15 protein-coding genes and 1 pseudogene are annotated in these 17984 nt (G+C 71.5%); 9 read left to right on the top strand and 7 right to left on the bottom strand.

Going from position 1 to position 17984, the window contains the following annotated elements; translation table 11 throughout:
• Nucleotides 1-4: 4 nt before the first annotated feature.
• The gene (locus JJ691_RS13760; RefSeq protein ID WP_249227896.1) at nucleotides 5-1681 is read right to left on the bottom strand and encodes a bifunctional 3'-5' exonuclease/DNA polymerase; all 1677 of its coding nucleotides are present in this window, start codon (nucleotides 1679-1681) and stop codon (nucleotides 5-7) included.
• Between the two features lie 92 nt (nucleotides 1682-1773).
• On the opposite strand from JJ691_RS13760, the gene JJ691_RS13755 reads away from it, so the two are divergent.
• From JJ691_RS13755 to JJ691_RS13740, 4 genes are all read left to right on the top strand, one after another.
• Nucleotides 1774-4536, top strand: coding sequence for a DEAD/DEAH box helicase (locus JJ691_RS13755; RefSeq protein ID WP_211769167.1), 2763 nt, complete (start codon nucleotides 1774-1776; stop codon nucleotides 4534-4536).
• A 144-nt stretch (nucleotides 4537-4680) separates the two neighbouring features.
• Nucleotides 4681-5394: a DUF4333 domain-containing protein gene (locus JJ691_RS13750; protein ID WP_211769166.1), complete on the top strand. Its 714-nt coding sequence runs from the start codon at nucleotides 4681-4683 to the stop codon at nucleotides 5392-5394.
• Between the two features lie 32 nt (nucleotides 5395-5426).
• Nucleotides 5427-6611 carry a GNAT family N-acetyltransferase gene (locus JJ691_RS13745; protein WP_211769165.1) on the top strand — a complete coding sequence of 395 codons (1185 nt, stop codon included), beginning with the start codon at nucleotides 5427-5429 and terminating at the stop codon, nucleotides 6609-6611.
• A gap of 44 nt (nucleotides 6612-6655) precedes the next feature.
• Nucleotides 6656-9139 (top strand): bifunctional lysylphosphatidylglycerol flippase/synthetase MprF, encoded by a 2484-nt coding sequence (locus JJ691_RS13740; RefSeq protein WP_211769164.1) that lies wholly within the window; start codon nucleotides 6656-6658, stop codon nucleotides 9137-9139.
• Here JJ691_RS13740 and JJ691_RS13735 read toward each other — a convergent pair.
• Nucleotides 9123-10022, bottom strand: a complete 900-nt coding sequence (locus JJ691_RS13735) for an oxidoreductase (RefSeq protein ID WP_211769163.1) — start codon at nucleotides 10020-10022, stop codon at nucleotides 9123-9125. The two genes, JJ691_RS13740 and JJ691_RS13735, sit on opposite strands and share 17 nt — an antisense overlap.
• A gap of 64 nt (nucleotides 10023-10086) precedes the next feature.
• On the opposite strand from JJ691_RS13735, the gene JJ691_RS13730 reads away from it, so the two are divergent.
• Nucleotides 10087-10641: a TetR family transcriptional regulator gene (locus JJ691_RS13730; protein ID WP_211769162.1), complete on the top strand. Its 555-nt coding sequence runs from the start codon at nucleotides 10087-10089 to the stop codon at nucleotides 10639-10641.
• On the opposite strand, the gene JJ691_RS13725 is transcribed toward JJ691_RS13730, so the two are convergent.
• Nucleotides 10631-10906, bottom strand: a complete 276-nt coding sequence (locus tag JJ691_RS13725) for a YggT family protein (RefSeq protein WP_211769161.1) — start codon at nucleotides 10904-10906, stop codon at nucleotides 10631-10633. The two genes, JJ691_RS13730 and JJ691_RS13725, sit on opposite strands and share 11 nt — an antisense overlap.
• Before the next feature lie 81 nt (nucleotides 10907-10987).
• Between JJ691_RS13725 and JJ691_RS13720 the strand changes: the two genes are divergently transcribed.
• Both JJ691_RS13720 and JJ691_RS13715 read left to right on the top strand, forming a co-directional pair.
• On the top strand, nucleotides 10988-12253 hold the full coding sequence (locus JJ691_RS13720) for an MFS transporter (protein WP_211769160.1): 1266 nt from the start codon (nucleotides 10988-10990) through the stop codon (nucleotides 12251-12253).
• Nucleotides 12250-12759, top strand: coding sequence for a GrpB family protein (locus JJ691_RS13715; RefSeq protein WP_211769159.1), 510 nt, complete (start codon nucleotides 12250-12252; stop codon nucleotides 12757-12759). The genes JJ691_RS13720 and JJ691_RS13715 overlap by 4 nt, the downstream gene beginning before the upstream one ends.
• On the opposite strand, the gene JJ691_RS13710 is transcribed toward JJ691_RS13715, so the two are convergent.
• The 4 genes from JJ691_RS13710 to JJ691_RS13695 all read right to left on the bottom strand — a co-directional run bounded on the left by JJ691_RS13710 (nucleotide 12722) and on the right by JJ691_RS13695 (nucleotide 16615).
• A complete protein-coding gene (locus JJ691_RS13710; protein WP_211769158.1) occupies nucleotides 12722-13477 on the bottom strand; it encodes a hypothetical protein in 756 nt (251 codons plus the stop codon). The two genes, JJ691_RS13715 and JJ691_RS13710, sit on opposite strands and share 38 nt — an antisense overlap.
• A gap of 240 nt (nucleotides 13478-13717) precedes the next feature.
• Nucleotides 13718-14392, bottom strand: coding sequence for a hypothetical protein (locus tag JJ691_RS13705; protein WP_211769157.1), 675 nt, complete (start codon nucleotides 14390-14392; stop codon nucleotides 13718-13720).
• Between the two features lie 330 nt (nucleotides 14393-14722).
• The gene (locus JJ691_RS13700) at nucleotides 14723-15520 is read right to left on the bottom strand and encodes a hypothetical protein (RefSeq protein ID WP_211769156.1); all 798 of its coding nucleotides are present in this window, start codon (nucleotides 15518-15520) and stop codon (nucleotides 14723-14725) included.
• Between the two features lie 147 nt (nucleotides 15521-15667).
• The gene (locus JJ691_RS13695; protein WP_211769155.1) at nucleotides 15668-16615 is read right to left on the bottom strand and encodes a 5'-3' exonuclease; all 948 of its coding nucleotides are present in this window, start codon (nucleotides 16613-16615) and stop codon (nucleotides 15668-15670) included.
• Nucleotides 16616-16711: 96 nt separating this feature from the next.
• Here JJ691_RS13695 and JJ691_RS13690 point away from each other — a divergent pair, with 96 nt between their 5' ends.
• Both JJ691_RS13690 and JJ691_RS53345 read left to right on the top strand, forming a co-directional pair.
• The gene (locus tag JJ691_RS13690; protein ID WP_211769154.1) at nucleotides 16712-17263 is read left to right on the top strand and encodes a winged helix-turn-helix domain-containing protein; all 552 of its coding nucleotides are present in this window, start codon (nucleotides 16712-16714) and stop codon (nucleotides 17261-17263) included.
• Nucleotides 17260-17934: pseudogene (locus JJ691_RS53345) on the top strand (MFS transporter); the annotation flags it as partial. The gene JJ691_RS13690 and the pseudogene JJ691_RS53345, both read left to right, overlap by 4 nt.
• Between the last annotated feature and the right edge of the window lie 50 nt (nucleotides 17935-17984).

The raw sequence follows: 17984 nt of genomic DNA, 5'->3' as shown, positions 1-17984 counted from the left end.
TCTCCTATTTGGCATCGGCGTAGCACTCGACGGCGGCGATATCGAGCGGGAAGCGGGCCGGGGTGTCGCCGAACACGACCCGGCCGGCGGTCTCAGCCGCCTGCTCGAGCACGGCGGTCACCTCGGCGGCGTCCTCGGCCCGGCAGTGCACGATCACCTCGTCGTGCTGGAAGAACACCAGCTCCGGCCGCGCCCCCTCGACCCCGATGCCGGTCAGGGCAGTGCGCAGCGTGGCCAACAGGGCCAGCGCCCAGTCGGCGGCGCTGGCCTGCACGACGAAGTTGCGGGTGAACCGCCCCCGCGCCCGGTTGCGGGCCCCGGAGTCGGAGGCCTCCTCGACGGGTTCGGGATCCAGCCCGCCCTCGACCCAGCCGGACGTCGCCGGCGGGCACGTGCGCCCCAGCCAGGACCGCACCAGCCCGCCGGACTCGCCGATCTGGGCCGCCTTCTCCACGTGGTCCACGGCCCGGGGGAACTTCCGCCGCAGCGCCGCGACCAGCACCCCGGCCTCGCCACTGGTCTGCCCGTACAGGGCGGCCAGCATGCCGATCTTGGCCCGCGGCCGGTCGCCGCCGAACGCCTCGTCGGCCAGCGCCCGGTACAGGTCTCCGGACGCGCCGGCGCGGGCCAGCTTCTCGTCCCCGGACAGCGCCGCCAGCACCCGCGGCTCCAACTGACCGGCGTCGGCCACGACCAGCACCCAGCCCGGGTCGGCGATGGCCGCCCGCCGCACCCGCTTGTGGATCTGCAGCGCCCCGCCGCCCCGCGTGGCCCACCGGCCGGACACCACACCGCCGGGCACGTACTCCGGCCGGAACCGGCCGTCGTGCACCCACGCCGACAGCCACGCCCAACCGTGGGCGGTGTAGATCCGGTACAGCTCCTTGTACTCCAGCAGCAGCGGCACCGCCGGATGATCCACTTCCTTGAGCACCCACGACCGGGTCGACGACAGCCGGATGCCGGCCCGGGAGAACGCCTTCAGCACCTCGGCCGGCGAGTCCAGATGCAGCTTCCGGTCGCCGAGCGCCAGGGCGGCCCGCTCGGACAGCTCGCCCAGCTTGCGCGGCGGCAGCCCGTAGGCCTGGCGCGGGCCCAGCATCTCCGTCAGCAGCTCGGAGTGCACGTCAGCCCGCCACGGCAGCCCCACGTGCCCCATCTCGGCCGCCGCCAGCGCCCCCGCCGACTCGGCCGCCACCAGCAGCCGGAACCGCCCCGGCAGCGCCGTCTCGCCGATCCGTCTGAGCTGGTCGGCGTGCACAGCCAGCAGCACCTCCAGCGGATCCGCCCCGCCCAGCGGATCGGCCTGCTCGGCGTCGAACAGGGTCGGCTGCGTGTCCCGCGACCGGGGCGCCTTGTCCGGCGGCACCGGCCCGCCGGTCAGCCGCGCCCACGCCGCCGCCACGCTCCGCGGCGAGCCCCACCGGCCCACGTAGCCCATCAGCAGGGTCTCGGTCAGCTCGACGTCGTGACAGCGCTCCACCCGCACCCCGGCCGCCAGCAGCCGGGGATAGATGTCCATGGTGTGCGCCCACACCCAGCGCGGCCCCGACGGCTCGTAGGCGGCCACCGCCACCGGCAGGTCGGTCCACAGACGCGGCTCACCCAGCGGCTGGCCGTCCTCGGCCAGCTCCCTCGTCCACGCCCCACCCTCGCCGGTGGGCACCACCGCGACCCGCACGTCTACATCTAAACGCGCACCCCTGACAGTTTCCGGGCGCGCCACAGTAGATCTTGGACGCGATTGTCAGGCTTGTATGAAACTCTGGTGTCGTGGCTTCCAGCGCATCACCGGGCCAGTCCCCCGCCGAGGCCTACGCGGCGTCCAAGCGTAGGGCTGCCCGGCCCCGGCTGACCGACTTCATCTCGGTGCTCTCCTTCGAGCTCGACCCGTTCCAGCGGCAGGCCTGCGAGGCCCTGGAGGACGGGCACGGCGTGCTGGTGTGCGCCCCGACCGGCGCGGGCAAGACCGTGGTCGGCGAGTTCGCCGTGCACCTCGCGCTGGGCCAGGGCGCCAAGTGCTTCTACACCACGCCGATCAAGGCCCTGTCCAACCAGAAGTTCGCCGACCTGACCGCCCGCTACGGCGCCGACAAGGTGGGCCTGCTCACCGGCGACTCCTCGATCAACGGCGACGCCCCGGTGGTGGTGATGACCACCGAGGTGCTGCGCAACATGCTGTACGCGGGCTCCTCGGCGCTGGACAACCTCGCCTTCGTGGTGATGGACGAGGTGCACTACCTGGCCGACCGGTTCCGCGGCGCGGTGTGGGAGGAGGTGATCCTGCACCTGCCGGAGACGGTGAAGGTGGTGGGCCTGTCGGCCACGGTCAGCAACGCCGAGGAGTTCGGCGAGTGGCTGCTCGAGGTCCGCGGCGACACGACCGTGGTGGTCGACGAGCACCGGCCGGTGCCGCTGTGGCAGCACATGATGCTCGGCGGCCGGATCGAGAACCTGTTCGCCGACGACGGCGGCAACGAGGCCCGGATCAACCCGCAGCTGCTGCGCCGGGCCGAGGAGATGGGCCGCCACCACGTGCCGTACAGCCACGGCCGCGGCCCCCGCGCGTCCCGGGCCCGCAGTGGCGGCCCGCGCTTCCGCCCGCCGTCGCGGGTGGACGTGGTGGGCCGGCTGGAGCAGGCCGGGCTGCTGCCGGCCATCGACTTCGTGTTCAGCCGGGCCGGCTGCGAGGCGGCGGTCACCCAGTGCGTGCGGGCCGGCATGCGGCTGACGTCCCCCGAGGACATCGACGTCATCCGCGGCATCATCGACGAGCGCACCAAGGACCTGCCCGAGGGCGACCTGGTCGTGCTCGGCTACTGGGAGTGGCGAGAGGCCCTGGAGCGGGGCATCGCCAGCCACCACGCCGGCCTGCTGCCGGCGTTCAAGGAGACGGTCGAGGAGCTGTTCGTCCGCGGCCTGGTCAAGGTCGTGTTCGCCACCGAGACGCTGGCCCTGGGCATCAACATGCCGGCCCGCACGGTCGTGCTGGAGAAGCTGGTCAAGTACAACGGCGAGGCCCACGTGGATCTCACGCCGGGGGAGTACACCCAGCTCACCGGCCGGGCCGGCCGGCGCGGCATCGACGTGGAGGGCCACGCCGTGGTGGTGTGGCAGCCGGGCATCGACCCCAAGCAGGTCGGCGGCCTGGCCTCGACCCGCACCTACCCGCTGCGCTCCAGCTTCCGGCCCGGCTACAACATGGCCGTCAACCTGGTCCACCAGGTCGGCGCGCAGGCCGCCCGCGAGATGCTGGAGCAGTCCTTCGCCCAGTTCCAGGCCGACCGCTCGGTGGTGGGCCTGTCCCGCCGCATCGAGCGCGGCAAGGAGGCGCTGGCCGGCTACGCCAAGTCCATGACCTGCCACCTCGGCGACTTCGCCGAGTACGCCGAGCTGCGTCGCAAGCTCACCGACCGGGAGAAGGCGCTGTCCCGGCAGAACAGCGCCAGCCGCCGGGCCGAGGCGGCCGAGTCGCTGGAGCGGCTGCGCAAGGGCGACGTGATCGCGGTGCCCTCGGGCCGCCGCTCGGGCATCGCCGTGGTGATCGACCCGGGCCTGGACCCGCTGGGCGAGCCCCGGCCGTTCGTGCTGACCGAGGACCGCTGGGCCGGCACGCTGTCGGTCGCCGACTTCCCGGCCCCGGTGGAGGCGCTGGGCCGGATGCGGCTGCCCAAGAACGTGGACTGGCGCTCCCCGCGGATCCGCCGCGACCTGGCCAACAGCCTGCGTGAGACGGGAATCACGGCGCCGCACCGGCAGGGCCGCCGCGGCCGCGGCGACGCCCACGACGACGCCGAGCTGGGGGCGCTGCGCCGGGCCATGCGGGCCCACCCGTGCCACGGCTGCGACGACCGGGAGGCGCACGCCCGCTGGGCCGAGCGCTACCACCGGCTGCTGGCCGAGACCGAGCGGCTGGAGCGGCAGGTCGCCTCGACCACGCACTCCCTGGCCCGGGCGTTCGACCGGATCCGCGGCCTGCTGCGCGAGCGCGACTACCTGGAGGCCAACGGCGACGGCGTCACCGCCAACGGCCGCCGGCTGGCCCGCCTGTACAGCGAGTCCGACCTGCTCGCGGCCGAGTGCCTGCGCAACGGCGTCTGGGAGAACCTCACCGTGCCGGAGCTGGCGGCGGTGGTGTCGTCGCTGGTGTTCGAGGCGCGCCGGGACGGCCCCATGGACCCGCGGCTGCCCACGCCTGAGGTGGCCACGGCGATGCAGGAGACGATGCGGCTGTGGGCCGCCATCGAGGAGGACGAGCGCCGGCACAAGCTGGACCGCACCCGCCAGCCCGACACCGGTTTCGCCTGGCCGGTGTACCGCTGGGCCCGCGGCGAGTCGCTGGAGAAGGTGCTCACCGCGGCCGAGACCAACGGCCAGGAGATCTCGGCCGGCGACTTCGTGCGCTGGTGCCGTCAGGTGATCGACCTGCTCGACCAGCTCCGGGACGTGGTCGGCCGGGCCGAGCCGGTCGGCGCGACCGCCGCCGAGGCGGTCAAGGCGCTGCGCCGCGGGGTGGTGGCGATGGGGACCCTCTGAACGGCGGATTCGGCCCCGCCGGGATGGTGGCAGCGTGCGGGGCGACGCGTGTTTGTCCAGGGCGGCCACGCGGCGGGGCCGCCCTGTGGTTTGATCGCGGCCAAGCGGCCGGATTTCGGTGTTGAGCAGAGCACGGAGGCGACAATGACCAGCCCGTACGGACCGTCCGGGGGCAACGACCCGCAGCAGTGGGGCCAGCAGCCCCAGGGCGGGTATCCCGGCACACCGTCCGGTGGCTTCCCGGCCCAGCCGCAACAGCCCCAGCAGCAGTGGGGCCAGCCCTCGAACCCGTACGGCCAGCCGGCCCAGCCGCAGCAGCAGCCCCAGCCGGGCCAGTACCAGCAGCCCAGCCCGTACGGCGGCGGCCAGCCGGGCTACCCCCAGCAACAGCAGCAGCAGCCCGGCTTCACCCCCTACGGCCAGCCGGCCCAGCAGACCGCGCAGTGGGGCCAGCAGCCCCCGCCCGGACAGCAGCCGCAGTGGGGACAGCAGCCCCAGCCGGGCGGCCAGTTCGGCGGCGGCTTCCCCGGCGCGCCCGCACCCCGCAAGGGCGGCCGCGGCCTGATCTTCGGCATCATCGGCGTGGTGGTGCTGATCGTCATCGTGGTGGTCGTGCTCCTGGCGACCGGCGTGTTCACCAAGAAGGTCTTCGACACGGCCAAGGTGGAGCAGGGCGTCACCGGCGTGCTGACCAACGACTACAAGCTCAAGGCCAGCAACGTGCAGTGCCCGGACAACCAGCAGGTCAAGGCCGGGGTCACCTTCAGCTGCCAGGTCACTGTGGACGGTGCGCAGAAGACGGTGCAGATCACCGTCAAGAGCGACGACGGCCACTACGAGGTCGGCCAGCCGCAGTAATCCGTTTCAACACCGTCAGTAGAGTTCAGGTCATGACAGAGCCGCCGTTCGACCTCCGTACCCTCAGCGGCGAAGACGAGCTGCGCGCTGGTCACACGCTGTTCCGGGCCTGTCTGCACGAGCCGCCGGCCACCGACGAGGACTGGCCGTACGTGCACAACTCGTTCGACCGCGCCACCAGCATCGGCGCGGTCGACGACTCGGGCGTCATCGGCACGCTGACCGCCAGCGACACCGTGATCGCGCTGCCTGGCGGCAAACTCGTGCCGATGGCCGCGGTGAGCCGGGTCGGCGTGCGCGCGGACCGGACCCGCCGGGGTGTGGTGAGCGCGATCATGCGGACGTTCCTGGAAGGCACGTCCGCGCCGATCGCCACGCTTCGGGCCACCGAGGGCACCATCTACCGGCGCTTCGGCTACGGCGTGGCCACCCGCGCCCGCAGCGCGGTGCTGGACACCGCGAGGGCGCGTCTGCACGCCGGTGCGCCGGTGGCCGGCGACGTCCGCCTGGTGCAGAACCAGGACGAGGTCCGGCGGCTGGTGCCCGAGCTGCACCAGCGGTTCGGCACGGTCCGGCCCGGCGGCATCACCATGTCCGACGGCTACTGGCAACTCGTGCTGCGCCGCGAGAAGTTCACCCGGCTCGCGGTCCACGAGGACGGCTTCGCCGCCTTCAAGGCCAAGGAGCTCAAAGGCGAGCACTACACGTATGCCATGGAGGTGGTGGCGTTGTTCGCCGCCACCCCGACGGCGACCGCGACCCTGCTGAAGTTCCTGCTCGGCATGGACCTGATCCGCAGCGTGACGCTGCCGACCCGGCCCGTGGACGAGGACCTGGACCTGCTGTTCGCCGATCCCCGGGCCGCCAAGTACGGCGAGTTCGAGGACGAGACCTGGTTGCGGCTGGTGGACGTGCCGGCCGCGCTGGCGGCCCGCACCTACGGCTCGGCCGAGCCGGTGGTGATCGAGGTCGTCGACGGTTTACTCCCGGCCAACAGCGGCCGCTACCTGGTCGGACCGGACGGCGCCGAGCGCACCGGCCGGGACCCGCAGCTCCGGCTGGACGTCGCCGACCTGGCCGCCGCCTATCTCGGCGACCGGCCGCTGAGCCGGTTCGCCGCCGCCGGCCTGGTCGAGGTGTTCGACGAGGCGGCGCTGGCCGACGCGGACCGGCTGTTCCGGCTCGACGAGGCCCCCTGGTGCGGAACGTACTTCTGATGTTTCGACCATCTACTGGCTGACGACTGACTGGCTGGAGCCTCATGACCACGCTCGCCAGCTGGCGGCACAACGCCGTCCAAGCGCTGGTGGCACTGCGAAGCGCCCCGTTCACCATCGGCCTGGTCGGGCTGCTGTGGCTGACGGCCATCGTGACCGGCAGCCTGCCCGGCGGCCCGCCGGAGAACCTGCTCGACGTGGTCGCCATGAACTGGGACGACCTGGCCGAGGGCAACCTGTGGACCGTCGTCACCAACGGCATGTGGTGCTTCGACCTCACCGGCTACCTGCTGACCACCGCGCTGCTGCTGGTGATCGGCGTGCCCGCGGAGCGGCGGCTCGGCCCCCGCCGCAGCCTGCTGGTGCTGGGGGCCAGCCAGGTGCTCGGCGCGCTGGTCGCGATCCCGGCGGTGCGACTGGTCGCGCTGACCGGCGAGCAGTGGACCTCGCAGGTCTTCGACCAGGCCACGCTCGGCCTGTCGCCGGGCGTCACCGGGCTGGGGCTGGCGCTGAGCTGCCGGCTCGGCGCGCTGTGGCGTCGGCGGCTGCGGCTGTTCCTGCTGGTCGGCACCACCGTGCTGGTGCTGTACTCCGGCACCGTGCAGGACGTGGTGCGGCTGACCGGCGGCCTGGTCGGGCTGGTCATCGGGCTGGCCCTGCTGAACCGACCGCCCCGTGTCGTGATCAACGCCCCGTCCCGCTCGGAGACCAAGGTGCTGGTCGCGCTGCTGGTCTCGGCGACGGCGCTGGGGCCGATCGCCACCCTGTTCTCCAAGTCCGCCACCGGCCCGCTCGGCCTGCTCCAGCTCATGTTCGCCTCGCCGTCCATCGACGCCAGCAACGTCGCCGAGGCCTGCGCCAACGGGCTCAACGACACGGGCTGCCGGCTGGCCACCGTCGAGTCGCTGGGCACCGGCGTCGGCTCGGGCATCACCTCGGTCGGGCCGGCGCTGCTGCTGCTGGCCGTGGCCGAGGGGCTGCGCCGCGGCCGGCGGTTCGCGTGGTGGCTGGCGCTGGTGTTCAACGTGATGCTCGGCCTGAGCTGCGTGGTGTTCATCGGCGGCTTCGTGTTCTTCACCGAGTCCGACCTGACCGACCTGATCACCAACATCCCGCCGCTGCTGCTGCCGTTCGTGGTGTGCGGGCTGCTGCTGGTCACCCGGGGCGTGTTCACGGTGACCGCGCCGAAGCGCACCTACGGCCGGCTCGCGGCCGGCCTGCTCGGCACCTTCCTGGCCACCTCGGCGGTCTACGTCGGCGTCGGCTACCTGGACCGGGCCCACTTCAAGCCGGTGCCGGACCTGGCCGGGCTGCTGGCCGACCTGCCGGCCCGGTACCTGCCGCCCGGCTACATCCTGCTGGCCGAGAACGACTTCCTGCCCACCGGCGGCCTGGCCATCGTGGTGTGGGAGTACACCGGCGCGGTGTTCTGGGTGGTGCTGCTGATCGGGCTGCTGATCAGCTTCTGGCGGGCCAAGCCGGTGCAGGACGCGGACGCCACCGTGGTGGCCCGCAAGCTGATGGAGCGCAACGCCAACTCCTCGCTGGCATACATGACGACCTGGCCGGGCAACCAGTACTGGTTCACGCCGCTGCGGCAGGCCGCGCTGGCCTACCGGGTGTCGGCCACGGTCGCGCTGACCACCGGCGGCCCGATCGGCGACCCGGGCCTGCACCGCGAGGTGGTGGTCGGCTTCCAGCAGTTCTGCGCCGACAACGGCTGGACGCCGTGCCTGTACAGCGTCACCGCCGACGTGCGGGACGCGGCCGTGGCGCTGGGCTGGCAGACCCTCCAGGTGGCCGAGGACACCGTGGTGCCGCTGGCCGACCTGGAGTTCACCGGCAAGAAGTGGCAGGACGTGCGGACGGCGTTGAACAAGGCCGGCAAGGAGGGCATCACCGCCGAGTGGCTGTCCTATCCGGACGCGCCGCTGGCGATCACCGACCAGGTGCGGGCCATCTCCGAGGAATGGGTGGCGGACAAGGGAATGCCCGAGATGGGCTTCACCCTCGGCGGGCTGGACGAGCTGAACGACCGGTCGGTGCGCTGCCTGGTCGCGGTGGACCGGGACCGCACCGTGCACGGCGTCACGAGCTGGCTGCCGGTGTACGAGGACGACAAGCCGGTCGGCTGGACGCTGGACTTCATGCGCCGCCGCGGCGCCGGCTTCCGGGGCGTCACCGAGTTCATGATCGCTTCGGCCGCGCTGACGCTCAAGGAGGAGGGCGCCCGGTTCCTCAGCCTGTCCGGGGCTCCGCTGGCCCGGCTCGACCGGGGCGAGGAAGTCTCGTCGCTGCAACGGATCCTGGACGTGACCGGCAAGGCGCTGGAGCCGGTGTACGGGTTCCGGTCGCTGCTGTCGTTCAAGGCCAAGTTCCAGCCCGAGTACCGGCCGCTGTTCATGGCCTACCCGGACTCGGGGGCGCTGCCGGCGATCGGCAACGCCATCGGCCGCGCCTACCTGCCGGACCTCACGGCCCGGCAGGGGCTGCGACTGGTGACCAAGCTGTTCAGGAAGTCGAGCTGAGGTAGCGGACGTCGGTCAGTTCCTCGGACAGCTCCCACAGGCGGCGGCCCACCCGCGGGTCGGTGGCCTTGCGGGAGGGCTTCTCGGGTCGGGGGAATCCCTTGGTGCGCAAGGGCTTCCCCGGTCCGATCAGCGAGCCGCCGGGCAGGTCGGGCACGGTCGCGGCGTACAGCGTGGGCATCGCGCCGCCGGCCATGTCCTGGATGAGCGGCTTGGTCAGCACGTCCAGCACCGGGTTGCCGATGCTGTCGCCCGGTTCGAGGGCGAAGCCCGGGTGCGCCGCCATGCTGGTGATCCCGGTGCCGGCCAGCCGGCGGTCCAGCTCCAGCGTGAAGATCATGTTGGCCAGCTTGGAGTTGCCGTAGGACTTGCCCGCCGAGTAGCGGCGCTCGTGCTGCGGGTCGGCGAAGTCGAACGGGGCGAACTTGTGGGCCAGGCTGGTGATGTTGACGACCCGGGCGCCCGGGCGCAGCGCCGGCAGCAGCAGGCCGGTCAGCGCGAAGTGGCCGAGGTGGTTGGTGCCGAACTGGGCCTCGAAGCCGTCGCGGGTGGTGCGGCGCTCGGACACCATCTTCTCGCCGGCGTTGTTGATCAGCAGGTCCAGGTGCTCGTGCTCGGCCAGCACCGCCTTGGCCGTCTCGCGCACGTTGGTCAGGTCGGCCAGGTCCAGTTGGACCAGTTCCACCTTGGCGTCGGGCAGCTGCTTGCGCACGGCCGCGATCGCCTTCTCGCCGCGCTCCGGGTTGCGGGCCGCGAGCAGCACATGCGCGCCGTGTTCGGCCAGGCCCAGCACCGCGTGCAGGCCGATGCCGCTGTTCGCGCCGGTGACGAGCGCGGTCTTGCCGGTGAGGTCGGGCAGGTCGGCCGGACGCCAAGAGGTCATGACACGAAAGTGGCACACTCTGCCACTTGGCGTCAAATGACACTTCGTCCGATAGGCTCGTCCGATGACGAAGCTGTGCGGGCTGCGCGAGCGCAAGAAGCAGGAGACCAGACTGGCCCTGGTCGACGCCGCGCTGGCGCTGTTCGAGTCCAAGGGCTTCGAGGCCGCCACCGTCGAGGAGATCGCGGCCGCCGCCGACGTGTCCCCGCGCACCTTCTTCCGCTACTTCGCCGCCAAGGAAGCCGTGCTGCTCGCCGTGCACGACGAGGAGTTCGCCCGACTGCTGGCCGCCGTCGACCAGGCCCCGACCCTGGCCGAGGCCGTCATCGGCGCCATCGAGGGCGACCACGAGCGGTTCCGCCGGGTCCAGGAGCTGCTGGCCCGCACCCCCGCCCTGCACGCCACCTTCCTGCAGCGCACCGTCGAGCAGGAGCACCAGCTCGTCGCCAAGCTCCTGCCCCCCGACGCCGACCCCCGTCAGGTGCTCCGCACCCGGCTTCTCGTCGCCGCCAGCTTCGCCGCCCTCCGGGTCGCCGTCGAGGACTGGCTCACCACCCCCGGCGCGGACTGCGCCGACCGCGTCCGGGACGCGCTGTCCCTGGTCGCCGTCACAGGCTGAACAGGATTCCCCGCACGATCAGGGCGGCCACGAACACCACCGTGAAGGCCAGGTCGATGCCGATGCCGCCGGCCCGGACCGGTGGCAGCACCCGGCGCACCGGGGCGATCACCGGCTCGGTGCTGGCGTGGGCGAGCTGCCGGGCCCGGGTCGTCCAGTACGGGCCGCGGCCGGCCAGCGACACCCAGTCGAGGATCATGCGGATGATCATCACCAGGATGAACAGGGTCACCACGAACCCGAGCAGCGTTCCGATCAGGCCCATCTCGTCTCCTTGGTCGTTTCCCCTACAACGCGCCGCACCGGGTCGAAGTGTCCGGGACGTTGCTGTCGATAAGCTCAGCGAATGATCTCCGGCGTCGTGGGCGAGCGGGCACTGGCCAGGGCCACCTGGCGACTGGTCCCGCTGATGGCCGTCTGCTACTTCTTCGCCTACCTCGACCGGACCAACCTGTCCGTGGCCGCGCTGACCATGAACAAGCAGCTCGGCCTGTCGCCGACGGCGTACGGGCTGGGCGCCGGGCTGCTCTTCGTCGGCTACGTGCTGCTGGACGCGCCGAGCAACCTGATCATGCACCGGGTCGGGGCGCGGGTGTGGATGGCCCGGATCATGATCGTCTGGGGCATCGTGGCCGCCGCCTGCGCCGCCATCCAGGGCGAGGTCAGCTTCTACGTGCTGCGCTTCCTGCTGGGCGTGGCCGAGGCCGGCTTCTTCCCCGGCATGATCCTCTACCTGGGCTACTGGTTCCCGGCCGCGCGGCGGGCCACCGTCGTCGGCCTGTTCATGACCGCCGTCCCGCTGTCCACGGCGATCGGCGCCCCGCTCGGCGGCCTGCTGCTCGGCCTGGACGGGGTCGGGGGACTGGCCGGCTGGCGCTGGCTGTTCCTGCTGGAGGGCCTGCCGTCGATCCTGCTCGGGCTGGCGCTGCTGTGGCTGCTGCCGAACCGGCCCGCCGACGCCCGCTGGCTGTCCGCCGAGGAACGCTCGTCGATCACCGCCACACTGGCCGCCGAGCAGTCGGCCATGCCGGAGATGCCCGTGCGGCGGGCCGTGCTGCATCCCCGGGTGATCGCGCTGGGGCTGGTGTACTTCGCCATCACCTTCGGCCTGTACGGGCTGGGCTTCTGGATGCCCACCATCCTCAAGACCTCGCTGGGCTTCGGGAACCTGGCCGTCACCCTGCTGACCGCCGTGCCGTACGCCATCGGCGCGGTCGCCATGGTGTGGTGGGGCCGCCGGTGCGACCGGAACGGGCGACCCGTGCTCTACACCCTGGCCCCGATGGCCGCCGGTGGCGCGCTGCTGGCCGTGTCCGCCTTCCTGACCTCCGCCCCGTGGCTCGGCTACCTCGGCCTGTGCGCCTGCGCCATCGGCGTCATGGCGGCGTTCCCGTGCTTCTGGACCCTGCCGTCCGCCTTCCTGTCCGGAGCCGCCGTCGCCGCCGGCATCGGCGTGGTCAACTCCATCGGCAACATCTCCGGCTTCCTCGGGCCGTACTGGGTGGGGTGGATGACCGACCTGTTCGGCTCCAGCCAGTGGGGTCTGGTCACCATCGGCCTGGTGATGGTCGCCGGCGCCGTGCTCGTGTCCCGGCTGCGGACGGCCCGATGATCGAGATCGTGCCCTACGACCCGGCGTGGGCCGCCGCCTTCGCCGAGCTCCGATCACGCCTCTCCGGGCCGCTGTCGGGTGTGGCCAGCCGGATCGAGCACGTCGGCAGCACCGCCGTGCCCGGCCTGGCCGCCAAGCCCGTTCTCGACGTGACCGTGGTCGTCGACTCCGTCGACCACCTTCCCGCCGTGATCCGCCGCCTCGATCCCCTCGGTTACCGCCACCTCGGCGGCGCCGGTTGGGACGCCTTCGCCACCCCATCTGGGCTTCCGGCCCACCGCCTCTCCGTGTGGGCCTTCGACCACCCCACCCTGCTCTCCAGCCTCGCGTACCGCGACTACCTTCGTACCCACCCCGACACCGTCCGGGCCTACGCCGAGCTCAAGTACTACCTCGCCGACCGCTTCCGCCACGACCGCGCCACCTACGCCGCCTCGAAGGCCGCCTTCATCGCTCGCATCGTCTCCGTCACTGGTAACTCACGAACTCCGGCCGCGGCGACATAGCCAGCACGTCCTTCGGGCTCAGCAGCGGGTGATCCTGCGTGTAGAACAGCTTGAACCCCATATGGAACCGCTTCGGCTGTGCGATGGCGTGATAGCTGTCCGTCTTGGTCTTCACGTCCCCGAACCCGTCCAGATGCTGCACCAGCGCCAACTCCGGGTGCTCGGTCACCTCGCTGATCCCCGTGACCATCGAGGCCCGGAACATGTGCAGCACCACCACCTTCTGCGGCAGATTGTGCTGCTTCGTCAGTCCCGCCACCCAGTCCAGCACCCCGTTAACCTCCGGCGCGTCCACGTGCCCGATCGCCTGTCCCGGCACCTGGCCCGGGGCCATCCGCCACTCCGCGTCCAACGCCAGCCCCACGTCCGGCTGCTTGAGGAGATCCCCCCACGGCTTCACCGCGTCCCGGAAGTCCTTCTGTCCTGGCTGGACGTCCAGGATGAACAGTTCGTGATGCTTCCTCGCCGCGTCCAGATAGGTCTGCACCTGGCTCGCCGCCACGTCGTGGCTGTACGTCCCGTCCTTGCCAGGTCCCCCATCCGCCACCGTCGCGATGAACTCCATCGCCGGCTGCACGGTCTTGTCCGGTGCCTCGAAACCCTTCGACGCTTTCTCCACCGCCTCTGCGGCCTGGTCCGGCGTTCCCTGGCCAAGGATTCCCAACGCCTTCGTCCCCGCCGTCCCGTAGTACGCCACCACCCGGTGCTGTGGGAACACCGTCCGGCCTCCCATCGGCAACTGCGCCGCCGGCGGCGGTGCACTCGTGGTCGTCGTTGCCCCCTGTCCCACCTCCGTCGCTGGCACTCCTCCGCATGCCGCCACGTTCACCAGCAGCGCTACCGTCGCCGTCGTCTCCAGTAGTCGTCGCATACGGACGAGTACCCGACACCGGCTCGGGTTAACGCGTTGCTGATCTGATGGCGCACAGAACCTTGATCTACTCACGTGCCGTGGGGATCAGGCTCGAAGCCGATCCAGCACTGTCCGCGCCTGGGATTGCGCGATCGCGGAAAGATCGTCCAGTTTTAGCGGGTCCTCGCCACGCGCACGGTGGACCGCCACCTGGACCTCCACCGACACGTTGCTGTCCTGCACCCCGACAACGTAGCTCGCGCCCGGGGCCGGGTCCGTGACGGCGATGCCGCGCCAGTAGTTGCGGGCGCCGAGTCCGGGGATCGTGCCGGTGCTCCACCCCTGCTGCGCGGCTCCGGTGTTGTTCCACTTGTCGTATCCCGGTGGCTCGCCGGCGGAGGTGAACTCGACGGTGACGCCGATTCCGGCTTCGTCTGTGGTGACGCCGTCGGTGGGGGACGTGCTGGTGTACTTCAGATCGCACGTCAGACCGCCGCCGTAGCCGCCGCTAGGCGGGTCTTCTCGGTGTACCGGCGCGGTCGGTGTGGAGGACCACTTCGTCAACGGCTTGGGGTCGAGCAGATCGCAGGCACTGGCGATCGCCCTCATCGAATACTTTCCCGGCGGCGCGGAGGGCGGGACGGTGGTCGCGGACGGAACCTGGCTCGGTGAAGCAGGAATCGACGCGGGCACGGCCTCGGTGGACGAGCCGCCGCTCACGGAGAGTCCAATCGCGACTCCGACGCCGAGTACCACGACCAGCACGACCGCGGCAGCCACTATCAGTCCTGTCTTGGGACCGCTGGCCCGGCTGGGCGGGGCTGGGGGCGGCGGATAGCCGGACGGGGGACCGTATCCGTATCCGGGGGAACTGGATGTGGGCGAGCCCGCAACGAAGCTGGGCGTGGCTGGGACGGGACCGGGCGCCGGCGGAGCAGAGTCAGGCGGAACCTGGCCGGACGTGCCCAAGACCGAGCCGAGCCGATCCACCGGGGTCGGGTTCGGCGGCCCGGCAACAGGATCGAGGTCGTTCGCGGCACGCTGGTCGTCAGCTTCGCCCGGGAAATCAGTCATCGGTGCCGTACCTCGGTGTGCCGCATCGCGTCCCCCCTACTTCTGTTTCAGCCCGTTCAGTGTCTTCCGGACCTGGGCCTCGGCGATCGACTCCAGTTCGGCGCGGTGCACCTGGGAACTGTCCCTGTCGCGGCTGACGTTGAGCCGGACGCGCACCGAGACGTTGCCGTCCAGCACGGCCAGCACGTACCGCGTGTTGGTGACCAGGTTGCCGAAAATCTCGGCGTGCCAGTAGCCCTGGGCCCCGATTCCGGTGATCGGGCCGGACTCCATGCCCGCGCCGGTCTTGGCCGTGTCACCGCGTTTCCAGTTGTCGTAGGAAGGCGGGGCGTCGCCGGTGGTGAAGTCCGCGTCGACGAGGATTTCGGCCGTGTCCAAGGCGTTGCCGCTGGAGTAGCCGATCTGGCAGCTCAGGCTGCCGGCGCCGTCGACGCCCAGGCGGACTTCCCGGTGCTGGGGCGGGCCCGTGGCGGTGGGCGACCATGTCGTCAGCGGAGCGGGATCGACGAGATCACAGGCGTTGGAGACCGCGTTCATCGAGAAGACCAGGGCCGTGGTCGGTTTCGGGGGCTGGTCGGATAACTGTCTGGCGACGACACCAATGGCCACCCCGGCGCCCAGCACGATCACCAGCGCGGCGACTCCGGCCACGATCCAGCCCGTCCGGCGCGGCTTGGCCGGTGGCGGATACCCGTAGCCGGGATGGGGGTATCCAGGCTGGGGCTCGCCGAGATAGGTCGGCGGAGCGTTCCCTGCTGTCGCGAAGGAATCCGGGGTGTGCTCGGCGCTGCTCGGAGCCCGCTGATCATCGTGCCCGTGGTCGGATTCGGTCATCCCCCGCAGCCCTCCTCCCGGCCGCCTGGCCATCCTCGGATGCACTACAGGGACAGGCCATCTCGTCCATCACCGGGGATGCCGGTCGCGGCGGCGAGTCGATCGTAGTAGATCCGCTACGCCTTAAGCCGGGCCTGGCCGCGGATACTACGGCGACCTCTTCAGGGCGGCGATGAGCCGATCGACTGAAGTGCCGAGGTTCCAGCGCTTCTTCAACGCCAGCAAGCGGTCCACGTCGGCGGCGCCGGCGGGCAGCACATCGGGGCGGTCGAGGACGACGGGGGCGTCGACGGCTACGCGGACGACGGTGGGGGCGGCGGAGAGGTAGTCGGCGGCCTCGGTGAGCTTGGTGCGGACGCGGGCGGTGAGGCGGCGGTCGCGGGGGTCGTGGACGGCGGAGAGGAGGGCGTCGAGGGAGCCGTAGTCGGTGATGAGCTTGGCGGCGGTCTTCTCACCGATGCCGGCGACGCCGGGGAGGCCGTCGGAGGGGTCGCCGCGCAGGACGGCCATGTCGGCGTAGGCGTCGCCGGCGAAGTCGGCGGGCAGGGCGTACTTGGCGGCGAGCTCGGCGGGGCCGATGATCTCGACCTTGTTCCAGCCCCGGCCGACGTACATGACGGTGACGGGGGTGGGGGAGACGCGGACGAGCTGGAAGAGGTCGCGGTCGCCGGTGACGACTTCGACGGGGTCGGCCTTCTCGGCGTGGGCGAGGGCGCCGATGACGTCGTCGGCCTCGTAGCCGGTGGCCTCGGCGGTGGCCAGGCCGGCGGCGTCGAGCAGGTCGAGGATGATCGGGACCTGGGGAGTGAGCGCGTCGGGCACCTCCTCCTCGGCCCCGTCGCCTTCGGCAGCCACCCGGTGGGCCTTGTACGACGGGATGGCGGCCACCCGGAACTCGGGGCGCCAGTCGGCGTCGAGGCAGGCGACCAGGCGGGACGGCCCGCGGTCGACCAGGATGCGGGCGACGGTGTCGGCGAAGCCGCGCACGGCGTTGACCGGCTGGCCGTCGGGGGAGGTCATCGAGTCCGGCAGCGCGTAGAACGACCGGAAATACAGGCTGGCCGAGTCCAGGAGCACCAGCGGGGCAGCGGTCATCGGACAAGTCAACCAGCTGCCCCCGACAACAACGACCGGAGGGCAATCGCAGAGAAACCTCTGCAAAGAAGTCTCTGCGAAGCTAGGGTCGGCGTCGTGACCGAGATCAGGCTCGACGCGAAGACGCTGCGCGCGCTGGCGCATCCGCTGCGGATCAGGCTGCTGGGGCTGCTGCGGGCGGAGGGCCCGGCGACGGCGACGGGACTGGCCCAGCGGGTGGGGGAGTCGAGCGGCACGACGAGCTGGCATCTGCGGCAGCTGGCCGACCACGGCTTCATCGAGCAGGACACGGAGCGCGGCAACAAGCGGGAACGCTGGTGGAAGGCGGCCTACGAGTCGACCGGGCTGCGCATGGAGGACTTCCGTGGCGACGAGGAGTCGGCGGGCGCCCTCAGTGCCTACCTGTACGAGATCGCGTCCGGCGACTACCGCCGGATGACGACCTTCCTGGCCGAGGACTGGGGACAGGAGTGGCGCGAGTCCTTCGTGATGTCGGACCAGAACCTGCCCCTCACCCCGGACGAGCTCAAGGCGATGCGCACGGAGCTGCACGAGGTCGTCGACAGGTATCGGCGGCCGGAACGACGGGGGGACGAGATTGTGGTGGCGCAGATCCAGGCATTCCCGCGCAAACGGCGGCCGGAGTGAAGACCCCGCTGTTAGCCCTGCTCACGGGCACGGCGGTGTCCACACTCGGCACGGCGATGACGGTGCTGGCCATCCCGTGGTTCGTGCTGCACACGACCGGCAGCGCGGCCCAGACGGGCCTGGTCGCGGCGGCCGAGGTGGCGGGTCTGGCGGTCGCGGTGGGGCTTGGCGGCCCGATCGTGGACCGGATCCAGCCGAGGCTGGTGAGCGTCGGCTCCGACGCCCTGGCGGCGGTCAGCGTCGGCCTGGTGCCGACGCTGACGATGCTCAATCTGCTGCCGCTGTGGGCATTGGTGCTGCTCACAGCCCTGTTGGGCCTGACCCGAGGGCCAGGTAACACGGCGGCCGACGCATTGCTGCCGTCGGCGGCGAGGCTCGCGGACACGCCGATATCCCGGGCGTCGAGCTGGTTCGAGGGGGCCGCGAGAACCGGCCGGCTGCTGGGTGGCGTGTCGGCGGGCGCGCTGATCGCCTTCCTGGGCCCGGCGCAGGTGTTGTACGTCGACTCGGCCAGCTACCTGGCCTCGGCGCTGCTCACGGCGGTGTTCATCCGCGTCCACCTGGCCCGCGAAGCGCCGAAGGCGTGGACGGTCGGCGGTCACCTCGCCGAGCTCCGGGAAGGCTTTCGCTACCTGCGGCAGGATCGGCTGCTGGCGGCGGTCGTCGGCATGGTCCTGGTGACGAAATCTGGCGGTGACGTCGTGCCCGTTCGTGTTCCGGG

The organism is Kutzneria sp. CA-103260, assembly GCF_018263855.1.
GTDB lineage: Bacteria > Actinomycetota > Actinomycetes > Mycobacteriales > Pseudonocardiaceae > Kutzneria.
The sequence above is the reverse complement of the archived record's forward strand: the minus strand, read 5'-3'. Positions and strand labels throughout refer to the sequence as shown.